20 protein-coding genes are annotated in these 20,543 nt (G+C 65.3%); 8 read left to right on the forward strand and 12 right to left on the reverse strand.

Features of this window, described 5'->3' with window-relative positions; genetic code table 11:
* Positions 1-16 precede the first annotated feature (16 nt).
* The 4 genes from pyrR to VPH41_RS02515 all read left to right on the forward strand — a co-directional run bounded on the left by pyrR (position 17) and on the right by VPH41_RS02515 (position 3,659).
* The gene (gene pyrR / locus VPH41_RS02500) at positions 17-541 is read left to right on the forward strand and encodes a bifunctional pyr operon transcriptional regulator/uracil phosphoribosyltransferase PyrR (RefSeq protein WP_152257954.1); all 525 of its coding nucleotides are present in this window, start codon (positions 17-19) and stop codon (positions 539-541) included.
* On the forward strand, positions 534-1,499 hold the full coding sequence (locus VPH41_RS02505; RefSeq protein WP_034746695.1) for an aspartate carbamoyltransferase catalytic subunit: 966 nt from the start codon (positions 534-536) through the stop codon (positions 1,497-1,499). Before pyrR ends, VPH41_RS02505 begins: the two co-directional genes overlap by 8 nt.
* Positions 1,500-1,523: 24 nt before the next feature.
* Positions 1,524-2,825: a dihydroorotase gene (locus tag VPH41_RS02510; protein ID WP_328568854.1), complete on the forward strand. Its 1,302-nt coding sequence runs from the start codon at positions 1,524-1,526 to the stop codon at positions 2,823-2,825.
* A gap of 87 nt (positions 2,826-2,912) precedes the next feature.
* On the forward strand, positions 2,913-3,659 hold the full coding sequence (locus VPH41_RS02515) for a lysophospholipid acyltransferase family protein (protein WP_328568855.1): 747 nt from the start codon (positions 2,913-2,915) through the stop codon (positions 3,657-3,659).
* Here VPH41_RS02515 and VPH41_RS02520 read toward each other — a convergent pair.
* The 7 genes from VPH41_RS02520 to VPH41_RS02550 form a co-directional block, all read right to left on the reverse strand.
* Positions 3,656-4,420, reverse strand: a complete 765-nt coding sequence (locus VPH41_RS02520) for an ABC transporter permease (protein WP_328568856.1) — start codon at positions 4,418-4,420, stop codon at positions 3,656-3,658. The genes VPH41_RS02515 and VPH41_RS02520 overlap by 4 nt on opposite strands.
* 2 nt (positions 4,421-4,422) lie before the next feature.
* The gene (locus VPH41_RS02525) at positions 4,423-5,667 is read right to left on the reverse strand and encodes an ABC transporter substrate-binding protein (protein WP_328568857.1); all 1,245 of its coding nucleotides are present in this window, start codon (positions 5,665-5,667) and stop codon (positions 4,423-4,425) included.
* Positions 5,668-5,684: 17 nt separating this feature from the next.
* Complete coding sequence (locus tag VPH41_RS02530) at positions 5,685-6,491, reverse strand: ABC transporter ATP-binding protein (protein WP_152283650.1); 807 nt, start codon at positions 6,489-6,491, stop codon at positions 5,685-5,687.
* Positions 6,488-7,573 carry an acyl-CoA dehydrogenase family protein gene (locus VPH41_RS02535; RefSeq protein ID WP_328568858.1) on the reverse strand — a complete coding sequence of 362 codons (1,086 nt, stop codon included), beginning with the start codon at positions 7,571-7,573 and terminating at the stop codon, positions 6,488-6,490. Before VPH41_RS02535 ends, VPH41_RS02530 begins: the two co-directional genes overlap by 4 nt.
* Before the next feature lies 1 nt (position 7,574).
* The gene (locus VPH41_RS02540) at positions 7,575-8,129 is read right to left on the reverse strand and encodes a carboxymuconolactone decarboxylase family protein (RefSeq protein ID WP_152283652.1); all 555 of its coding nucleotides are present in this window, start codon (positions 8,127-8,129) and stop codon (positions 7,575-7,577) included.
* 129 nt (positions 8,130-8,258) lie between these two features.
* Complete coding sequence (locus VPH41_RS02545) at positions 8,259-9,179, reverse strand: AraC family transcriptional regulator (RefSeq protein ID WP_328568859.1); 921 nt, start codon at positions 9,177-9,179, stop codon at positions 8,259-8,261.
* An 88-nt stretch (positions 9,180-9,267) separates the two neighbouring features.
* A complete protein-coding gene (locus VPH41_RS02550) occupies positions 9,268-10,107 on the reverse strand; it encodes a symmetrical bis(5'-nucleosyl)-tetraphosphatase (protein ID WP_328568860.1) in 840 nt (279 codons plus the stop codon).
* A gap of 457 nt (positions 10,108-10,564) precedes the next feature.
* Here VPH41_RS02550 and VPH41_RS02555 point away from each other — a divergent pair, with 457 nt between their 5' ends.
* The 4 genes from VPH41_RS02555 (at position 10,565) to waaA (ending at position 14,671) form a co-directional block, all read left to right on the forward strand.
* Positions 10,565-10,873 carry an H-NS histone family protein gene (locus VPH41_RS02555; protein WP_152283655.1) on the forward strand — a complete coding sequence of 103 codons (309 nt, stop codon included), beginning with the start codon at positions 10,565-10,567 and terminating at the stop codon, positions 10,871-10,873.
* Positions 10,874-10,966: 93 nt separating this feature from the next.
* Positions 10,967-12,349, forward strand: a complete 1,383-nt coding sequence (locus tag VPH41_RS02560) for a phosphomannomutase/phosphoglucomutase (protein ID WP_328568861.1) — start codon at positions 10,967-10,969, stop codon at positions 12,347-12,349.
* Positions 12,350-12,353: 4 nt separating this feature from the next.
* Positions 12,354-13,376: a lipopolysaccharide heptosyltransferase I gene (waaC, locus tag VPH41_RS02565; protein WP_328568862.1), complete on the forward strand. Its 1,023-nt coding sequence runs from the start codon at positions 12,354-12,356 to the stop codon at positions 13,374-13,376.
* Positions 13,377-13,393: 17 nt separating this feature from the next.
* The gene (waaA, locus tag VPH41_RS02570; protein WP_328568863.1) at positions 13,394-14,671 is read left to right on the forward strand and encodes a lipid IV(A) 3-deoxy-D-manno-octulosonic acid transferase; all 1,278 of its coding nucleotides are present in this window, start codon (positions 13,394-13,396) and stop codon (positions 14,669-14,671) included.
* Here waaA and VPH41_RS02575 read toward each other — a convergent pair.
* The 5 genes from VPH41_RS02575 to glyS all read right to left on the reverse strand — a co-directional run bounded on the left by VPH41_RS02575 (position 14,668) and on the right by glyS (position 20,538).
* Positions 14,668-16,059: a hypothetical protein gene (locus tag VPH41_RS02575; protein ID WP_328568864.1), complete on the reverse strand. Its 1,392-nt coding sequence runs from the start codon at positions 16,057-16,059 to the stop codon at positions 14,668-14,670. The two genes, waaA and VPH41_RS02575, sit on opposite strands and share 4 nt — an antisense overlap.
* Before the next feature lie 64 nt (positions 16,060-16,123).
* A complete protein-coding gene (locus tag VPH41_RS02580) occupies positions 16,124-17,047 on the reverse strand; it encodes a M48 family metallopeptidase (RefSeq protein ID WP_328569607.1) in 924 nt (307 codons plus the stop codon).
* A 44-nt stretch (positions 17,048-17,091) separates the two neighbouring features.
* The gene (locus VPH41_RS02585; RefSeq protein WP_328568865.1) at positions 17,092-17,832 is read right to left on the reverse strand and encodes a lysophospholipid acyltransferase family protein; all 741 of its coding nucleotides are present in this window, start codon (positions 17,830-17,832) and stop codon (positions 17,092-17,094) included.
* 16 nt (positions 17,833-17,848) lie between these two features.
* Complete coding sequence (gmhB, locus tag VPH41_RS02590) at positions 17,849-18,436, reverse strand: D-glycero-beta-D-manno-heptose 1,7-bisphosphate 7-phosphatase (protein ID WP_152257969.1); 588 nt, start codon at positions 18,434-18,436, stop codon at positions 17,849-17,851.
* Positions 18,436-20,538, reverse strand: a complete 2,103-nt coding sequence (gene glyS, locus VPH41_RS02595; RefSeq protein ID WP_328568866.1) for a glycine--tRNA ligase subunit beta — start codon at positions 20,536-20,538, stop codon at positions 18,436-18,438. The genes gmhB and glyS overlap by 1 nt, the downstream gene beginning before the upstream one ends.
* Positions 20,539-20,543 lie beyond the last annotated feature (5 nt).

Below are 20,543 nucleotides of genomic sequence, written 5' to 3' on the forward strand. Positions count from 1 at the left end.
AATGATTAAGAACTCTATGCCGCATCCTACGAATCCTTCCCAACTCGACGCCGAGGCCCTGTACGCGGTCTTGCTGCAGCAAGTGCAGAACGGCCTGGCGGGCATCCCCAACGTGGCCATCGTCGGCATCCATTCGGGCGGCGCCTGGCTGGCGGAACGCCTGGCGCGCGACCTGAACCTGGTCGACCGCCTGGGCGTGCTCGACGTCTCGTTCTACCGCGACGACTTCGCCCAGAAAGGGCTGCATGCGGACGTCAAGCCGACGCAGATCAGCTTCGACGTGGCCGGTGCCACCATCCTGCTGGTCGACGACGTGCTGTACACGGGCCGCACCACGCGCGCGGCCATCAATGAATTGTTCGACTACGGCCGTCCGGCCAAGATCATGCTGGCCGCCCTGGTCGACCGCGGCGAGCGCCAGCTGCCGGTGGCCGCCGACTTTGTGGCCGCCTTCACTGCCGTGCCGGCGGGCCAGGCCCTGGTCCTGAAGCAAGCCGACGATGGAAAATTCACGCTCACCATAGATACCCACCATGCTTAATCCGCAACTGAATAAACACGGCGAACTGCAACATCTGCTGACGATTGAAGGCTTGCCGAAGTCTATCGTCAACCACATCCTCGATACGGCTTCCTCGTTCGTGGGCATTTCCGACCGCGACGTGAAGAAGGTGCCGTTGATGCGCGGCAAGAGCGTTTTCAACCTGTTCTTTGAAAACTCCACGCGCACCCGCACCACCTTCGAGATCGCCTCGAAGCGTTTGTCGGCCGACGTCATCAACCTGAACATCCAGGCCTCGTCGGCCAGCAAGGGCGAGTCCCTGCTCGACACCATCGACAACCTGTCGGCCATGCACGCCGACATGTTCGTCGTGCGCCACGCGCAGTCGGGCGCGCCCTACCTGATCGCCAAGCATTTGATCGACACGAAGCAGCCGCACGTCCACGTGGTCAACGCGGGCGACGGACGCCACGCGCACCCGACCCAGGGCTTGCTCGACATGTACACGATCCGCCACTACAAGAAGGATTTCACGAACCTGACGGTGGCCATCGTGGGCGACATCCTGCACAGCCGCGTGGCCCGTTCCGATATCCACGCGCTGACCACGCTGGGCGTGCCGGAAGTGCGCGCCATCGGCCCGCACACCCTGCTGCCGGGCGGCCTGGAACAGATGGGCGTGCGCACCTTCACCAACATGGATGAAGGCCTCAAGGGCGTCGACGTGATCATCATGCTGCGCCTGCAGAATGAACGCATGAGCGGCGCGCTGCTGCCGTCGGCGCAGGAATATTTCAAGAGCTACGGCCTGACGCCCGAACGCCTGGCGCTGGCCAAGCCGGACGCCATCGTCATGCATCCGGGCCCGATGAACCGCGGCGTGGAAATCGATTCGGCCGTGGCCGACGGTCCGCAGGCGGTGATCCTGCCGCAGGTGACGTTCGGTATCGCCGTGCGCATGGCGGTGATGAGTATTTTGGCTGGTAATCAGGGCTGATAGCCCAAGGACGAGTAAGCGAGCATGACGACACTACATATCAAGAACGGCCACCTGATCGACCCTGCCAACGGCATCGATGGCTTGCAAGACCTGTTCATCGCCGACGGCAAAGTGCTGGCCGTGGGCAGCGCCCCGGCCGGCTTCAAGGCCGACACCACATTTGACGCGGCCGGCCTGGTGGTTTCCCCCGGCCTGGTCGACCTGTCCGCGCGCCTGCGTGAGCCGGGCTACGAATACAAGGCCACGCTGGAATCGGAACTGCAGGCGGCGCTGCAAGGCGGCGTGACGAGCCTGGTCTGCCCGCCCGACACCGATCCCGTGCTCGACGAGCCGGGCCTCGTGGAAATGCTGAAATACCGCGCCAAGACGCAGAACAAGGCCCACGTGCACCCGCTGGGCGCGCTGACCATGGGCTTGAAGGGCCAGTCGCTGACGGAAATGGCGGAGCTGACGGAAGCGGGCTGCATCGGCTTTGCGCAGGCGGAAGAGCCGATCGAAGACACCACCGTGCTGCTGCGCGCGATGCAGTATGCGAACACCTTTGGCTACACCGTCTGGCTGCGTCCGCAGGATCCGCACATCGGCCGCGGCGGCATCGCCCACAGCGGTCCGCTGGCTTCGCGCCTGGGCCTGTCCGGCGTGCCCGTGATGTCGGAAACCATCGCGCTGCACACGATTTTCGAGCTGATGCGCGCCAGCCGTGCGCGCGTGCACCTGTGCCGCATCTCGTCGGCGGCCGGCCTGGACCTGATCCGCGCGGCCAAGGCGGAAGGCTTGCCCGTCACCTGCGACGTGGGCGTGCACCATGTGCACCTGACGGACGCCGACATCGGCTTTTTCGACCCGAACGCGAGGGTCACGCCGCCGTTCCGCAGCCAGCGCGACCGCGATGCGATCCGCGCGGGCCTGCTCGATGGCACCGTGGACGCCATGTGCTCGGACCACACACCCGTCGACGACGATGAAAAACTGCTGCCGTTCGGCGAAGCGTCGCCGGGCGCCACGGGCCTGGAACTGCTGCTGTCGCTGGCCCTGAAATGGGCCGACGACTACGCGCTGGCGCAGCCGCCAGCGGGCGCCCGTCCGCTGGCGCGCGCCGTGGCCAAGGTCACGGCCGACGCGGCCCGTGTCGCGGGCATCCCGGCCGGCAGCCTGGCCGTGGGCGAAGCGGCCGACATCTGCGTCTTCGACCCGGCCGCGCGCTGGACCGTGTCGTCGGCCTCGCTGGCCAGCCAGGGCAAGCACACGCCTTTCCTCGGCTATGAGCTGAGCGGCATCGTCAAGGCGACCATCGTGGCTGGACAGGTGGCGTTCCAGCGTTAAAAAATCAGATCCATGGACCGGGGCATGCAGCCCCGGCATCCCTTGTCTGCTCCCGGATTTCGGTTCTGGTTTATTTGTTGGTGTCATTTGAAACTTCTGCTTACCTACCGCCTCGCGCGCATCGCCATTCACCTGAGCTGCGGCATGGCCAAGAGCGCCGTGCTCTTTCCCTGGCTGGACCTGGAGGGCCGCAACCGGCGCATCCGCCGCTGGTCGACGCAGCTGCTCGACATCTGCGGCGTGCACGTGGCGCAGCCGGCAGACAGCGTGCCGGCGCTCGACCATGCGATGGTGGTGGCGAACCACGTGTCGTGGCTCGACATCTTCGTCATCAATGCCGTCCACCCATGCCGTTTCGTCGCCAAGGCGGAAATCCGCGCCTGGCCGATCCTGGGCTGGCTGGCGGGACGCGCCGGCACCATCTTCATTTCGCGCGGCAGCAAGCGCGATTTGCGCCTGATCTTCCAGGGCCTGGTGGACAAGTTGACGGCGGGCGAGCGCATCGCGTTCTTCCCCGAGGGTACGACCGCCGCGCAGGGACAGATTTTGCCGTTCCACGCCAACCTGTTCGAGGCGGCCATCGACGCGCAAGTGCCGGTGCAACCGTTCGCGCTCGTGTATGTGGATGAGAAGGGCGCGCTGCACCACGCCGTCGATTTCATCGGCGAGATGAGTTTTGCGCAAAGCATGGTGGCGATCTTGAGCGGCCCGCCCATCACGGCGCGCTTGACTTGCCTGGCGCCGGTGGCGACCCTGGACGCGCACCGGCGCGACCTGGCGGCGGCAACGCAGGCGGCGGTGGCCGCCGCGCTGCCGCTGGAGCAGGCGGCCTAGCCCTTCACGTGCAGCCAGCGCGCATGCGCGGCGCGGGCCAGGTAGTCGAGGATAAATCCTAAAATCCCGATCAGCACGATGGCGGCCATCAGCTCCGAATAGGCGAGGCGGTCGCGCGTGTCGAGGATGAAGTAGCCGAGGCCGGCCGAGACGCCCAGCATTTCCGCCGGCACCAGCACGATCCAGATGATGCCGATGGCCAGGCGCACGCCCGTCAGGATATCGGCCGTGATGCCCGGCAAAATCACCTTGAAGACGATCTCGCTGCGCGTGGCCGACAGGCTGCGCGCCAGCAGCAGCCAGTTCGGATCGAGCCGCGCCACGCCGGCCGCCGTATTGAGCAGGATAGGCCAGACGGCCGCAAACGCCAGCAGGAAGTACACGGGAGCGTCGCCCACGCCCAGCACCATCACGGCGATCGGCATCCACGACAGCGGCGAAATCATGCGCAGCAGCTGGAACAGGGGCATGGCCGCGCCGGAAAAGCTTTTCGACATGGCCACCAGCACGCCCAGCGGCACGCCGATGACGATCGCCAGTCCCAGGCCCACGGCCACCCTTTGCAGGCTCAATACCACGTGCAGCCAGATATCCGAACCGCCCAGCATCTCCTTGAACGCCAGCGCCGTGGGCAGCGGCGCAAAGGCGGCGGCGATCGGCGTGGATTTCTCCAGCGCCGTCACGCCCACGGACCACAACAGCAAGGCACAGGCCAGCCCCACCAGGGGCAGGCCGAACTTCGTGAACAACTTGCTTGCCATCGTCAGACCGCCACGGTTTCGCTGCGCAGCAGGTTGGCCGGCAGGCCGAAGGCGGCCGGGCCACCCACGGCCGTGATGGCCTTGCGCACGAAGCGGTCATCGACCAGGTCGCGCGCGGCGAACTTCGGATCAAGGCTGGACAGGAAGCGCGTATCGCCTTCGACCTTGGTGCGGCCGATGGCGCGCACCAGTTCTTCCGTGTACGAGGCAAACGGATACGGCTGGAAGTCGATGCGGCGCTGCTGCCAGTTCTTGTGCACGATCAGTCCCTGCTTTTCATAGCCGGCGTAATCGGTGGTGGCCAGCACCTTGGTCAGCACCTGCAGCGGATGCGGCGTGTAGCGGTTCTCTCCCACGTTCGACAGCAGCTTGGCCGTGTCGACCTGGTTCGAGCGCGTCCACAGCTGCGCCTTGACGATGGCGTTGGTGACCTTCTGCGCCCATTCGGGACGCGTATTGATGTCGCGCTCGGACAGGAAAGTGACGCAGCACGCATGGTTTTTCCACACGTCGCCCGAGAAGCGCAGGATCTTGCCGATGCCGGCGTTTTCCGCCGCCGCGTTGAACGGTTCTGCCACGATGTAGCCGGCGATGGACTTGCTGGCCAGGGCGGAGACCATTTCGGCCGGCGCCAGCACGATCAGGTTGACTTCATTCGATTTGATGGCCGCGTTGCGCGCGCGCGTGACCGGGGTCAGGCCGTTGGCGGACAGGATCTGCTGCAGCAGGATGTTGTGGATCGAGTACCAGAACGGGATGGCGACCGTGCGTCCGCCCAGATCGGAGACCTTGTTGATCTCGTTGGCCACCGTCAGCGCGGAGCCGTTGACGTGGTTCCAGGCCACGACTTTCGCGGGGAACTTGGCGCCGTAGCGCACCCACAGGGTGGCTGGCGACAGCAGGTGGATGACGTTGACCTGGCCGGCGACAAACGCTTCGATGATCTGCGCCCAGCTGCGGAACAAACGCGGCGTTTCCGCCTGCAAGCCTTCCGCTTCAAACAGCTTGCGCGCGTGGGCGACCAGCAGCGGGGTGGCGTCGGTGATCGGCAGGTAGCCGATCTTCACGGGCTGGTCGTCGCCTTTCGGACCCTGCTGGGCCATGGCGTCGCCGGCGAACAGCAGCGGCGAGGCGACGCTGGCCGTGGCCAGCGCCGACATGCGCAGGAAGTCGCGCCGCGTCAGGCCGCAGTCGCAATCGGACGAGGCGCAGATGTGCAGGGGTTTGTTGTGATCTTGGAATGTCATGGGAGTGTTCCGGTCGATTAAAGTTGGGCGAAGGCAGGCGCATGATCCTGCTTTTGCAGCGCTTGCAGGGCGTCGAGAATGTCCATCTTGAGCGCGATGACGTCGGCGCTGTGGCCGATGCGCGGCTGGGCGATGGCGACGGGCCACTCGCGCACGATGTTGCCAGGCTTGCCGCCCATCAGCAAGATGCGGTCGGCCACGAGGATCGCTTCATCGATATCGTGCGTGACCAGCAGCACGGCCGTATGCCAGCGGTGCACCACGTCGACCAGCAGCGATTGCATCTCGGCGCGCGTGATGGCGTCGAGCGCGGAAAACGGCTCGTCGGCGAACAGCAGTTCCGGTTCGCGCGCCAGCGCGCGCGCCAGCGCCACCCTCTGCGCCATGCCGCCCGACAGGGCGGACGGATACAGTTTCTCGCGGCCCTTCAGACCCACCGCCTCGATGGCTTGCGCCACGCGCGCCTGGTGCGCGTCGCGCGTGAGCTGCGGCTGATGCTTGAAGTCCAGGCCGAAACCGGCATTGCCCGTAACGTTGAGCCAGGGCAGCAGGCTCGCCTGCTGGAACACGAGGGCGCTGCGCGGGTCCGGTTCGCGCATGGGCGCGTCGAGAAATTGAATCTCGCCCGTGGATGGCGGCTGCAGGCCGGCCAGCACGCGCAGCAAACTCGATTTGCCGCAGCCGCTGCCGCCCAGCAGGCAGACGATTTCGCGCTTGCGCACACCCAGCGAGACGTGCTGGAACACGGGCGCCGTGCCGGGATAGGCATAGCCGAGATCTTGCGCCTGCAGCGCCCATTGTTGCGGTTCCGCTGCTGCCGTCATGCCTGCGCTCCCGCGGCCTTGGCCGCCTGCTGGCTGTCGAACAGCTGCAAGGCCGCCTGCAATTGCGTCAGGCTGGGCGTGACGATGGGGATGAACGACGATTCGCGCCAGCGGCGGGCAAAACCCTGCTGCTCCCCGTTCAGGTAGGCGCGCCCGCCCATGGCTTGCAGTTCCAGCATCAGCGCCTGCTGCAGCAGTTCTGCCAGCTGTATGCGCAGGCGGAACATGGCTGGCGCCTGCGTCTTGAAGCGGCCATCGTGTACGCCGGCCAGCAAGGTATCGACGGCCGTGGCCAATGCCGCTTGCAGCGCTTCGATGCGGGGCGTGAGCTGGTTGCGCGAGCCGGCCGAGATCTGCGCCGCCTGCGCCAGGCTGGCGCGTGCCAGGCCGATCGACAGGCCGCACTGCATGCCAAGGAACGATGGGCGCACCTGCGGCAGCCAGGCTGGCGCATTGTCGCTGATGATATCGGCGGCGGGGATGTGCACCTGCGCCAGCTTGACGGAGGCCGTATTGCTGCCGCGCAGGGCGATCAGGTCCAGGTCATCGCTGCGCTGCACGCCTGCCGTGCTGCTGTCGAAGGCGACGATGACGGGGGGCGCGCCATCGCTGGGCGCCACGGCGGCGGCCGCGACAAAGCCCGCCTTGCGCAAGTTCGTCACCCAGGCCAGGCCGCCGTCGACCAGCAAGCCATCGGCGTGACGCGCGCCCGTGATTTGCAGCTGCTCGATGCCGGACAAGAATTTCATGGCGTTCGACAGGCCGCTGGCGCCCGCTTGCGCGCCGGACAGCAGGCCGGGCAAGCGGCGTTCGGCCAGCGCGCGGTTCTCGCTTTGCAGCAGGAATTCGATGAAGCAGCGCTGGCCCCAGAAGACAAAGGCCGCCGTTACCGATTGCTCGGCCACTGTGGCGATGGCGTCGATGGCGTCGCGCACGTCGCCGCCCGCGCCGCCGTGTTCCTGCGGCACGCCGATGCGCAGCAGCTGGTCGCCGGCCAGCGCCGGCAAAACGGTTTCAGCCAGGTCCGACGATTGGTCGAGCTGGTCGGCATGCATGTGCAGCCAGTGAGGGAGCTTGACCATGTCAGACGGCGCCAGGCAGGTAGGGCGTCAATTGCAGATTGACGGGCGTGCCGGCCAGGCTGTTGGAGAAATTGCACAGGGTGGCCAGGCTGATGCCCAGCACGACTTCCAGCGCCTGCTGTTCGTTGTAGCCGGCGGCAAGGAAGGCTTGATAGTCGCCGTCGGCGACGGCGCCGCGCGTGGCGATGACGGCCGTGGCGAAGGCGGCGACGGCGTCGAGTTGCGCGTCGCCCGTCGGCTGGCCGTGCTGCAGGGCGCGCACGGTGTCCGGTGTCTGGCCTGCTTTTTTCAGCGAGATGGCGCTGTGGCCAGCGATGCAGAAATCGCAGCCGTGGATGCGCGCGGCCGTGATTTGCACCACTTCGCGTTCCATCAGGCTCAGGCTGGCGCGCGCATTGATGCCGGAGACGGTCAGATACGTTTCCAGCGCCAGCGGCGCATTGGCCAGCACGCCGATCAGGTTGGGCAGGTAGCCGTTGTTGGCGATGGCTTTTTCCACGAAGGGGCGGCTATCGGCCGGGGCGGTGTCGAGGGTGTGCAGCGTCAGACGGGACATGGGGTACCTTGCTAGTTTAGTAAGTCACCCGGCCATTATATCGGCCATGCCGTGCACGTAACAGACGTCAGCGTCGTCCTTTTGTGCTCGTTCGTCTTTGATTGCGCAAACCTTGATGTCCGCTGGACTTCAGCTGGCCAGTTGGCGCTGGCGCTGGTCGCGCCGGTAGGCGCCCGGCTGCTCGCCCGTGACCCGCTTGAACGCGCGCGTAAACGCGGCGTGCGAGCGGTAGCCCACCAGTTCGGCCGCGCGTTCGACGGAGACGCCGTCGTGCAGGCGCCGGGCGGCGATCTTCATGCGCAGCAGGAGCAGGAACTGGGCCGGCGAGTGGCCGCTGGCGCTGGCGAAATGCTTGCAGAAGCTGGCGCGCGACATGCACGCGGCCTTGGCCATGTTCTCGATCGACCAGTCGGCGGCGGGAGCGTCGAGCATGCGTTCGAGCAGCGGCGAAAATGCGGGCTGGTGCAGCAGCGACAGCAGGCCGGCCGCCACTTGCTCGCCCTGCGCCACATGGCGGATCAGGTAGAAGAACAGCAGTTCGACCAGGCGCGCGATCAGGGGCGACGGCTGTTCCGGATCGCCGCCGGCTTCAAGCAGGATCAGGTCGAACAGCGCGGTGGCGGCGCTGAAGGCGGGTGCGTCGCCGCGTATCAGCAGATATGGGGGGAACGAGTCGACGATCAGCGCGGAGAGGGCGCCGCGAAACTGAAAGAAGCCGCAGGCCAGCGCCGTTGCCGGACCGTCCGTGGACGCCTGCAGCGGCAGCATCGTTTGCGCGCTCACCGCCTGCGCCGGGTCGCCATGGGGGCTGAGGAAGTGCGGCAAGTCGCGCAGCAGGAAGACGCCATCGCGCGGGCCCAGCGCAATCGGCGCCGCGCCATCGAGATGCAGGTAGCAGTGGCCATCGAGCACCAGGCGAAAGCTGCCCAGTTCCCGGCCCGCCGTGGAAGCGCGCCAGCGGCCGCAGTACTGGCCCACATGCAGCACGGCGGTGTCGAGTTCCAGGCTGCCGAGCAGCCAGCGCGCCAGTCTGTCGGTATCAGGATGCATGGGATGGCAAAGGCAAAAGCTGCATCATACGGCGCAGGCGCGGCAAGGCAAACGACCGTTTTCGACTAAGCATATGCGCGCCATGCAGTTAGCGCTTGCCGCTGTGCTGCTGGAAGGCGGGACAGTCGACTTGCAGCAGCGAGCGGTCTTCCAGGCACACGGCGGAGAGTTTGCCGCCCCAGACGCAGCCGCTATCGAGGCCGATCAGGTGGGGCCGCAGCTGCAGTCCCAGCGCCGACCAGTGGCCGAAGACGACGGTGTCGCCCGCGCTGCGCCGTCCCGGCACGTCGAACCAGGGCAGCAGGCCGGAGCCCGGCGGCGCGCTGCCGCTCTCCTTCATCTTGAAATCCATGACGCCGTCCGGCGTGCAAAAGCGCAGCCGCGTCATGGCGTTGACGATGCAGCGCAGCCGGTCGGCGCCGCGCAGGTCGTCGCGCCAGGCGGCCGGTTCGTTGCCGTACATGGTGCGCAGGAACGCCACCCAGCCGTCGCTGCGCAGCATGGCGGACACTTCCCCGCTCAGCGACAGGGCCTGCGAGGCGCTCCATTGCGGCAGCAAGCCCGCATGCACGAGCAGGTGGCCCTGGTGCTGCAAGGCGAGCGGGCGCTGGCGCAGCCAGGCGAGCAATTCCTCGCGGTCGGGCGCGTCGAGGATGTCGGCCAGCGTATCGGACGCATGCTCCGGGCGGATGCCGTTGGCCACGGCCAGCAAGTGCAAGTCATGGTTGCCCAGGACGCTGTCGGCCAGGCCCTGCTGCGCCAGCGCATGCACGTGGCGCAGGGTGGCCAGCGAGGCGGGACCACGGTTGATCAGGTCGCCGGCGAACAGGAGCCGGTATGGGCCATCTGCCGCCGCCTGGATGCGCTCGATCAGTTCGACGGTTTGTGCATGGCAGCCTTGCAGATCGCCGATAAAGTAAGTTTTCATATGTGCCGGAGTGAAGTGAACGACGCGCATGCATTATAAGCACGGCTGCCCTTTGGCGCTGGAGACATTGCCGGCAAGCGCCTGATTGGGCATGGGCGCGGCAGGCCGGAAACAACCGGATACGGATTAAGCCGGAGCGGCATTTACTTCCGCTTAATGCGCCGCTGCCGTAAATCGATAATAATTTCCCGGCCCGATTGCCGGAATGTCTGGCTGCACCGGCCAGTCCCGCTAACAGTTACCCGCAGGCCAATTGGAATGTTATTTTATTCATATTAATGCATTCTTCACGCCTTATTTCCGCATATTCTTCATTTAATCTTAATGTTGGGCGGGTAAATAAACCGCTGGCCGCGATTCAAATGGCGATAGATTATGTTGCGATGCGCAAATATTTATACAATGTAGTATATTTCACGTAATTTTATTAATTCAATTAATGTAAAGGATATACGAAATGGATCTGTCGACGATGACGATGCAGGAATTGCGCAAACTGGAAGATAATGTCAAGCAGGAATTGAACAGCCGCGAACGTGACGACTTGAACAAGGCGCGCGAACAGATCATGGCCATCGCGCAGCAAGCGGGCATTCCGCTGAAACAGCTGATACTCGACGGCCTGCACCCGCGGGCGGGCAAGGTCGCCGTGCGTTACCGCCATCCGGACAATGCGACTGAGCAATGGACAGGCCGTGGCCGCCAGCCGCTGTGGGTCAAGCAATGGGTGGAATCGGGCAAGTCTATCGATCTGCTGCGCGTATAATTCGGTATACTCTTGGCGCAGTAGCAAGCTGGCAGTTTCGCGCTGCACCTTGCCACGCACCCTATCGATACCCTTACTTATACCGCACACACCATGCTTCCATTGTCCAGAACGATCTTCAAGGCCTACGATATTCGCGGCATCATCGCTAAAACCCTCGATGCCAGCGTGGCCTACAAGATCGGTCAGGCCTTTGGCCAGGCCGCGCTGGCCAAGGGCGAGCAGCGGGTCGTGATCGGCCGCGATGGCCGCCTGTCGGGACCTGAATTGACGGCGGCGCTGGCGCAGGGCTTGCAAGCCGCAGGCGTCGACGTGATCGACCTGGGCGTGGTGGCCACGCCGATGGTGTATTTCGGCACGAACGTGCTCGACACGCGCTCCGGCATCATGGTCACGGGCAGCCACAATCCACCCGATTACAACGGCTTCAAGATGGTGCTGGCCGGCGAGGCGATCCACGGCGAAGCGATCCAGGCGCTGTACCACAGCATCGTCGCGCACGACGGCAGCGCCAGCGCCACGCCGGGAGCCTACGCCACGCACGATATCCGCGCCGCCTACCTGGAGCGCATCCTGGGCGACGTCAAGCTGGCGCGCCCGATCAAGATCGCCGTCGATTGCGGCAATGGCGTGGCAGGCGCGTTCGCGGGCGATCTGTTCCGCGGCATGGGTTGCGACGTCATCGAATTGTTTTGCGACGTCGATGGCAATTTCCCGAACCACCATCCGGACCCCGCGCATCCGGAAAACCTGCAAGACCTGATCCGCTGCCTGGCCGAGACGGATGCGGAAATCGGCATCGCCTTCGACGGCGACGGCGACCGCCTGGGCGTGGTCACCAAGGATGGCCAGATCATCTACCCTGACCGCCAGATGATGCTGTTCGCCGCCGACGTGCTGACCCGCCATCCGGGCGCGCAGATCCTGTATGACGTGAAATGCACGCGCCACCTGGCGCCGTGGATCAGCAAGCATGGCGGTGTGCCGCTGATGTACAAGACGGGCCACTCGCTGGTGAAAGCCAAGCTGCGTGAAACGGGCGCGCCGCTGGGCGGCGAAATGAGCGGCCATATCTTCTTCAAGGACCGCTGGTACGGTTTCGACGACGGCCTGTATTCGGCTGCGCGCCTGCTGGAAATCCTCACGCGCGAAACCGATCCATCGGCCTTGCTGAACTCCCTGCCGCAGTCCGACAGCACGCCCGAACTGCACCTGGAGCTGAAGGAAGGCGAGAATGTCGCGCTGATGGACATGCTGCGCCGCGACGCCGTTTTCCCTGGCAATGAGCAGATCATCACCATCGACGGCTTGCGCGTGGAGTATGCGGATGGTTTCGGCCTGGCCCGCTCGTCGAACACCACGCCGGTGATCGTCATGCGCTTCGAGGCGGAAACGCCGGAAGCCCTGGCACGCATCCAGGGGCAGTTCAAGAGCGTGATCCTGGCCGCCAAGCCTGACGCCGTTCTGCCGTTCTGACAGCATGGCCGGTCAATCAGGCGCACGGGCGCCCCTGAAAATCCTGCTGGTGCGGGTGTCTTCGCTGGGCGACGTGCTGCATAACCTGCCGATGGTGGCAGACATCGCCCGCCATTATCCGGATGCGACCATCGACTGGGTGGTCGAGGAAGGCTATACCAGCCTGGTGCGCCTGAATCCGCGCGTGAATACCATTTTCCCGTTTGCGTTGCGGCGCTGGCGCAAGAGCCTGGGCAAGAAAGAGACGCGCGCGGAAATTGCCGCCTTCTTCCGCAGCCTGCGCCAGACGCGCTACGATTACGTGTTCGATACCCAGGGCTTGCTCAAGACGGGCATCATCATGGGCGCCGCGCGCCTGGCGCCGGGCGGACAGAAAGTCGGCCTGGCCAATGGCAGCGAAGGTTCCGGCTACGAAGGCATCTCGCGCATTTTTCATACGAAAAGCATTCCGCTCGACCCGCGCACGCACGCGGTAGCGCGCGGCCGCCTGGTGGCCGCCGCGGCGCTGGGCTACGCGGCCGACACGCCGGCCGATTTCGGCTTGCCGGAAGTGTCAGGCAGCGAGCCGCGCCCGGACTGGATGGGCGATGCGCCATATTGCGTGTATTTCCACGGCACGGCGCGCGACGCCAAGAAATGGGCGCCGCAGCACTGGATCGCGCTGGGCCAGGCGCTCGCGCCGATGCCGATTTTGCTGCCCTGGGGTTCGCCCAAGGAAAAGGCGGAAGCCGAACAGCTGGCGGCCGGCCTGCCGAACGCGCGCGTGCTGCCGAAGCTGTCGATGGCCGACGCCACCCTGCTGGCACGTCACGCGGCGCTGGTGGTCGGCGTCGATACGGGCCTGACGCATATCGCCGCCGCCTTCCTGCGTCCGACAGTGGAAATCTATGCCGATTCGCCGCTGTGGAAAACGGAAGGCAACTGGTCGCCGAAAATCATCAACCTGGGCGACAAAGGCGCGCCGCCCGGCGTGCCGGAAGTGCTGGCCGCGGCGCAGCACCTGCTGGCCGAATATCCTCCCGCCTGACCTCAACGTTACCTATCATGCGACTTCTTTATACCCTTGCCTGGTGGCTGGCCTTGCCCCTGGTGCTGGCGCGGCTGTGGCTGCGCGGCCGCCAGGAACCCGGCTACCGCCAGCACTGGGGCGAGCGCCTGGGCTTTTACGGACGGCAGGCCGGCACTGCGCCCGCCACGATCTGGCTGCATGCGGTTTCCGTCGGCGAGACGCGCGCGGCCGAGCCGCTGATCGATGCGCTGCTGGCCGCATGGCCCGCGTGCCGCATCGTCCTCACGCACATGACGCCGACGGGACGCGCCACGGGCAAGTCGCTGTTTGCCAGGCACGGCGCGTGCCTGGTGCAAAGCTATCTGCCGTACGACACGGGCGCCATGCCGGCCCGTTTCATCCGCCATTTCGCGCCGCGCATCTGCATCCTGATGGAGACGGAGGTATGGCCTAATCTGATCCACCAATGCAACCGCCACGGCGTGCCCGTGGTGCTGGCCAATGCGCGCCTGTCGCAGCGTTCGCTGGGCAAGGCGCAGCGCCTCGGCAAGCTCATTGCCGATGCGGCGCGCGGCATCACCCTGGTGGCGGCGCAGACGCAGGACGACGCGCAGCGCGTGCGCCAGCTGGGCGTGCAGGACGTGGTCGTCACGGGCAGCATCAAGTTCGACGTGGTCGTGCCCGAGGCGGCGCTGGCGACGGGCGCCTGGCTGCGCGGCGCCATCGGCGCACGGCCCGTGCTGCTGTGTGCCAGCACGCGTGAAGGGGAGGAACAATTGATCCTCGATGCCCTGACCCGCGCCAGCCTGCCTGCCAATGCGCTGCTGCTGATCGTGCCGCGCCATCCGCAGCGTTTCGACGAGGTGGAAAAATTGATCGCGGCGCACGGCCTGGCCGTGCAGCGCAGGTCCGGCCTGGCGCAGGACGATGCCGTGGCGGCGGGCACGCAGGTGCTGCTGGGCGACTCGATGGGCGAGATGTTTGCGTATTACGCGGCCTGCGATTGCGCTTTCGTCGGCGGCAGCCTGCTGCCGCTGGGCGGACAAAACCTGATCGAGCCGGCGGCCCTGGGCAAGCCCGTGCTGATCGGCCCCCACACCTTCAACTTTGCGCTGGTGACCGAGCAGGCAATCGCCGCCGGCGGCGCCGCGCTGGTGGCGGACGCCGACGCGCTGATGGCGCAAGCGGCGGCCTTGCTGCAGGACCCGGCGCGCCTGGCGGCCATGGGAGAACAGGCGCTGGCGTTTGCCAACCAGCACCGGGGCGCCACGCCGCGCACGCTAGCGGCCATACGACCCCTGCTGCCGTTTTAGTGCTGCGGGGTCCCGGCGGGCGTCAACTGATGGCGTGCCAGTTCGTGCGTGAGCAAGGTGCTGTAATGCTCTTCCTGCACCGTCAACAGCGCACGCAGCGCCGCTTGTGCGCACTCCTGTGAGAGAAGGTTGCGCTGTTGCGCATCCGGCTCAGCGGTACTGCGTTGCGCATCCCGGATCCAGCACAGCAGTTCACGCTGCAAGCAGGTCTGGGACGGCCGGTGTGGCGCGTGCGCCATGGCCAGGTGCGCGATGGTCGAGAGCCAATGCCACTTGTTGGCGGAGGCGTAGCGCAGTAGCAGATCATGCTCGCCCCGTGCTTCCAGCAAGGGGCGCAGTGTGGCGAAGGGGATGAACGCACCCTGGCGCGATACCATTAGCCAGGCAAATCTCTGCATGCCGGGCGCCGCGTCGTCTGCAGCTTGCAGGGCGATCACGTCTTTATCGGATGGCGCCATCTTGAGCCAGGCGTTGCAGGCCGTCAGGCGAACGGATGGCAGCTTTGCCTGCGTAAAAGCTCGAATCAGCTCCAGATCTTCCGGTGCGCGCAGGCTGCCCAGCGCCAGAAGGCTCACACGGATGGCCTGCGTGTTCGATGCCGGATTGGCCAGAACGGCGCGGTAGCTGATGCGTGCATCTTCTCCCTTGGCCTGAAGGCAGGCTATGGCCAGGTAGCGTACCGACGCTTGGGCATCAAGCAGGCTTGCCTGCGCCAGCGCATGCATATCCTGGCCGCCAGGCGCTTGCGTCAGAGACAAGAACGCACTGGTACGTATCCGGCCGAAAGGCGACGACATCGCCTTGAGGTACAGCGCCGTTTGGACGTCAGGTGCGGCGCTGGCGCATAACCGTAGCGCTTGCGTTGCCAGCACCGTATCTCCGCGCGTGGCAAGCGCCATGCCGATGTATTGCACTGGCTCGCTCAGGCCGTGCTGGTGCAGCATGTAGAAACAGCTCCTGGCGACATGGACGTTCTTGCCACCGACGCCATTGAGCAAGTCTTGCACGTTCAGCAGTTCAAGCATGGCGCGTTCAAAGTGCTGCAGCCAGTCCGCGTGGTCGCTCCTGCCCATTTCGCGCAGGCGCAGAATGTTCGGCAGTAGCTGCAATAACTGGGGGATTGGTGTCAGTGGCAAGAGGCGCTGCATGGTGGCACGTGCCGCATGGCGCACGGCAGGCACCCAGTCATTGAGGCGCACGACGACCAAGGGCAGCAGGTCTGTCCTCTCCAGGGCTGCACAGCGTTCCAGTGCGGCCTGTCGCTGATAGCCGGAATAATGGCTTAGCTCATCCGCCAGCGAGGACTGGTCACTGGGCGTTGCAGGCAATGACTGGCTTGCTGGCGCGGCAGCTGCCTTGGCGCCAAACAGCATCTTGAAAATATTCATGGACGAAATGGGCTGGATGGGACATCTAGTATCCCATGCCGTCAGTGCAGGCGGTAGTGCCGTCTTATTGGAACAGAACAGGCAGCTCCTGCGAGCGCTTCCTCAGCGCCTGCTTGGCGCCGTCGTAGTCGGGATAGATCGATTCGACGGTGGCCCAGAAGCGGGGGCTGTGGTTCATTTCCAGCAGGTGCGACAGTTCGTGCGCCACCACGTAGTCGATCAGCGGCAGGGCGAAGTGGATCAGGCGCCAGTTCAGGCGGATCTTGCGCTCGATAGTGCAGCTGCCCCAGCGCGTGCCGGCCGACGAGAGCGACAGCGAGTCGTAGCGCACGCCCAGCTTGTCCGCGTACAGGTCCAGGCGCGCTTCGAACAGCTGGCGCGCCTCGTGCTGGAACCAGCCCTTCACTTTTTCCTTCAATTGCTGCTCGCTGCCCGCGGGCGTGACCCATACGTGCAACTCGTTCGTCTCGCGCTGGAAGCTGGCGCGGTGGCGCGGTGCCTGGTGCAATCGCAAGGTGATTTCGCCGCCGAGATAGGGCAGCACGGCGCCATCGACCCATGCGACGGGCGGGCGCTGCAGGCGCTGCACCTTGCGCTCGCCCCGTTCCAGCAGCTTCGAGACGATCCAGCCCTGCTTGGCGCGGATGGCGCTGTCGATTTCGGCCAGGGTGACGCGTTTGGGCGCGGTCACGCGCAGGCCGTTATCGTCGATCATGAAGCCGATGGAACGGCGCGTGGAGCGGCGCAGGGCGAATTCGACCAGGTGGCTGCCCAGCTGCAGCTGGCGCAGCGGCGGGCCATCGGCGGTGCGTGGCGGGGAAGGCAGGGGAGATGGGGCGGGGTGAACGACAGGGGGCACCAGGGCCACGACCGGTGGCGCCACGGGCGGCGCTGGCGGTGCCGTGGGGCGCACCGCCGGGGGCGTGCTGGTCGAGACGTCATGCGCGAACAGATCCAGTTGCTGGTCGCCGACCTTGATGGTCTTCATCTGCTGGCGCAGGGTCGGCTCCTGGATGACCGCGCTGATGCCGTCTAGCCAGCGTTGTAGGCGTGAGGCGAAATGACGCGCATTTCTGATTCTATCCAATTTTCCACCTGTTGCATCATGCTGTCCGGGGTTTGCCCTTCCGGCGAAATCGGTTTGCCTATCGAGACGGTGATCAGCCCCGGGCGTTTGAGGAACGACTGCTTGGGCCAGCACTCGCCTGAATTGTGCGCAATCGGCACCACCACGGCGCCCGTGGCAATGGCCAGGCGCGTGCCGCCGCTCTTGTACTTGCCCGCCTGGCCCACGGGAATGCGGGTGCCTTCAGGGAACATGATAATCCATTGGCCGTCGGCCAGGCGGCGCTTGCCATGCGCGACCACGCTCTTGAACGCATGCTTGCCCTGCTTGCGGTCGATGGGGATCATGCGCAGCAGCGCCATGGCCCAGCCGAAGAAGGGGATGTACAGGATCTCCTTCTTGAACACGTAGACCAGCGGACGGGGAAGGCTGGGCAGCAAGAAGATGGTTTCCCATGCCGACTGGTGCTTCGACAGCACGATGGCCGGCGCGTCGGGGAAATTCTCGGCGCCCTTGACTTCATAGCGGATGCCGCAAATGACCTTGGCACACCACAGGATAAACACGTTCCAGCGCGAGGTGACCCAATAGCGCTTGTTGTAGCTCAATGGCGCGGCAAAAAAGCACACGCAGGCCCAGACGATGGTGGCTACGATCATGATGACCATGAACAGCAGGGATCGCAGGAACAGGGAAATATTACGCAATGCGGTTCTCCGAAAATTAGATACTGAATGCCACGGTGGGCGCCGGTACCGCGGGCGCCTTGAGCAGGTGGCTGACCACGGCGGCCAGGTCGGGGAAGACCTGGGTGCCGGGCGGCAGGCCGCCCGTTTCATCGGTTTTTTCACCCTTGCCCGTCAGGACCAGGTAGGGCACGCAACCGCTGATGAAACCTGCCTGCAGGTCGCGCAGCGAATCGCCAACGGTGGGCACGCCTTTCAGGCTGGTGTTGTAGCGCTGCGAAATTTCATGGAACATGCCCGGTTTCGGCTTGCGGCAGTCGCAATTGTCCGCGCCCGCATGCGGGCAAAAGAAGATGGCGTCGATGTCGGCGCCCACCTGCTGCGCCAGGGTGTGCATCTTCTGGTGGATCGCGTTCAGCACCGTCATGTCGAAGTATTCGCGCGCGATGCCCGACTGGTTCGAGGCGACGACGACGCGATAGCCGGCCTGGTTCAGGCGGGCGATCGCTTCGAGCGAGCCGGGGATCGGCAGCCATTCGGCCGGCGACTTGATGAAGTCCGGCGAGTCATGATTAATGACGCCGTCGCGGTCGAGAATAATCAGTTTCAGCGCCGGAATGCCCATTATGCCGCCAGCTTGGAAATGTCGGCCACGCGGTTCATCATGCCGTGCAGCGAAGACAGCAAGGCCAGGCGGTTGTTGCGCAGGGCGACATCCTCGGCCATCACCATCACGTCGTTGAAGAAGCCGTCGACGTCGTCGCGCAGCTGCGCCAGGGTTTGCAGCGTGCCCGCGAAATCGCCCTTGGCAAAGGCAGCGTCGATTTCCGGCTGCACGCGCGAGACGGCGGCGGCCAGTTTTTTCTCCGCTTCGTCCTGCAGCAGCGCCACGTTGACGCCAGCATCGGCGACCAACTTGAGCGCTTCCTCGTTCTTTTTCAGGATGTTCGTGATGCGCTTGTTGGCGGCGGCCAGCGAAGCGCTTTCCGGCAGGGCGGCAAATGCCTGCACGGCTTCCAGCCGCTGCACGATGTCGTCCAGGCGGTCCGGATTTTGCGCCACGACGGCTTCGATTTCATTCGGCGAGAAGCCGCGCTCGCGCAGGATGCCGCGCAGGCGGTCGAGCATGAAGGTGGTGACGTCGAGCACAGGGTCCTTGAAGCCGGGAACGGCTGCGAACTGCGCGGCGGCGTCGGCCAGCAAGCCCTGGATCGACAATGGCAGGCGTTTTTCCAGCAGCATGCGCAGCACGCCCAGCGCGTGGCGGCGCAGCGCGAACGGGTCCTTGTCGCCCGTTGGCGCCAGGCCGATGGCCCAGATGCCGACCAGGGTTTCGAGCTTGTCGGCCAGGGCCACGGCGGTGCCGGTGGCGGTGGTCGGCAGGCTGTCGCCGGCAAAGCGCGGCTGGTAGTGCTCGGACGCGGCCAGCGCCACTTCTTCCGGCTCGCCGTCGTGGCGCGCGTAATACGTGCCCATGATGCCTTGCAGCTCGGGGAATTCGCCCACCATGTCAGTCAGCAGGTCGGCCTTGGCCAGCAGGGCACCCCGTTCGGCCAGGGCCACGTCATATTGCAGCTTGGCGGCGATGGCGCCGGCCAGCGACTTGACGCGCTCTGTGCGGGCCGCTTGCGTGCCCAGCTTGTTGTGGTAGACCACGTTGGCCAGCAGCGGCAGGCGCGATGCCAGCGTTTTCTTCTTGTCCTGCTCGAAGAAGAACTTGGCGTCCGACAGGCGCGGGCGCACGACGCGCTCGTTGCCGCCGATGATGTGCTCGGGCGTGTCCGTCTCGATGTTCGAGACGATCAGGAAGCGCGAGCGCAGCTTGCCTTCGCTGTCCGTCAGCGCGAAATATTTCTGGTTCGTTTGCATGGTGAGGATCAGGCATTCCTGCGGCACGGCCAGGAATTCTTCCTCGAAGTGGCATTCATACACGACCGGCCATTCGACCAGCGCGGTGACTTCGTCGAGCAGCGCTTCAGGCATCAGCACCTGATCAAAGCCGGCCTTGTCCAGCAGCTGGGCGCGGATGCGCTCCTTGCGCTCCTCGTTGCTGGCGATGACGCTGGCGTTGAGGATCAGCGAGGGCGCGTAGTTTTCCGCGTGCGCGATGCTGATCGGCGCGCCGTCGGTCAGGAAGCGGTGGCCCAGGGTGGTGCGGCCGGCCGTCAGTCCCAGCAGGGTCAATGGCACGATATTGATGCCGTGCAGGGCGATCAGGCTGTGCGCCGGGCGCACGAATTGCACGGTGGTGCCGTCCGGGCGCTGATAGCTCATCAGTTTTGGAATCGGCAGCTTGGCGGCCGATTCGCTCAGGGCCGCCTGCGCGCCCGCGGCGAGCTGGCTGCCCGGCGCCGTGTAGGTGTAGAAGAAGCTGTCGGCCTTGCCGTCGGCGGCGCGTTCCAGGTCCGCCACCGTCAGGTCGGGAAAGCCCAGCGCGGCCAGTTTCTTGGCCAGCGGCGGCGTGCCGTTGCCGTTCGCGTCCAGCGCCACGGAGACGGGCAGGACTTTTTCACGGATCGATTTGTCGGGCGAGACTTCGCGCACGTTGGTGATGGAGACGGCCAGGCGGCGCGGCGAGGCGTAGCTGGTGGCGACGCTGTCGGCTTCCAGGAAGTCGCGCGATTTCAAACCGTTGACGATGCCGGCAGTAAAGGCGGCGCCCAGTTTGGCCAGCGCTTTCGGCGGCAGTTCTTCGGTCAGCAGTTCGATGAGCAGTGTTTGGTTCATGGTGT

Source organism: Janthinobacterium sp. P210006 (assembly GCF_036231885.1).
GTDB classification, from domain to species: domain Bacteria; phylum Pseudomonadota; class Gammaproteobacteria; order Burkholderiales; family Burkholderiaceae_D; genus Janthinobacterium; species Janthinobacterium violaceinigrum.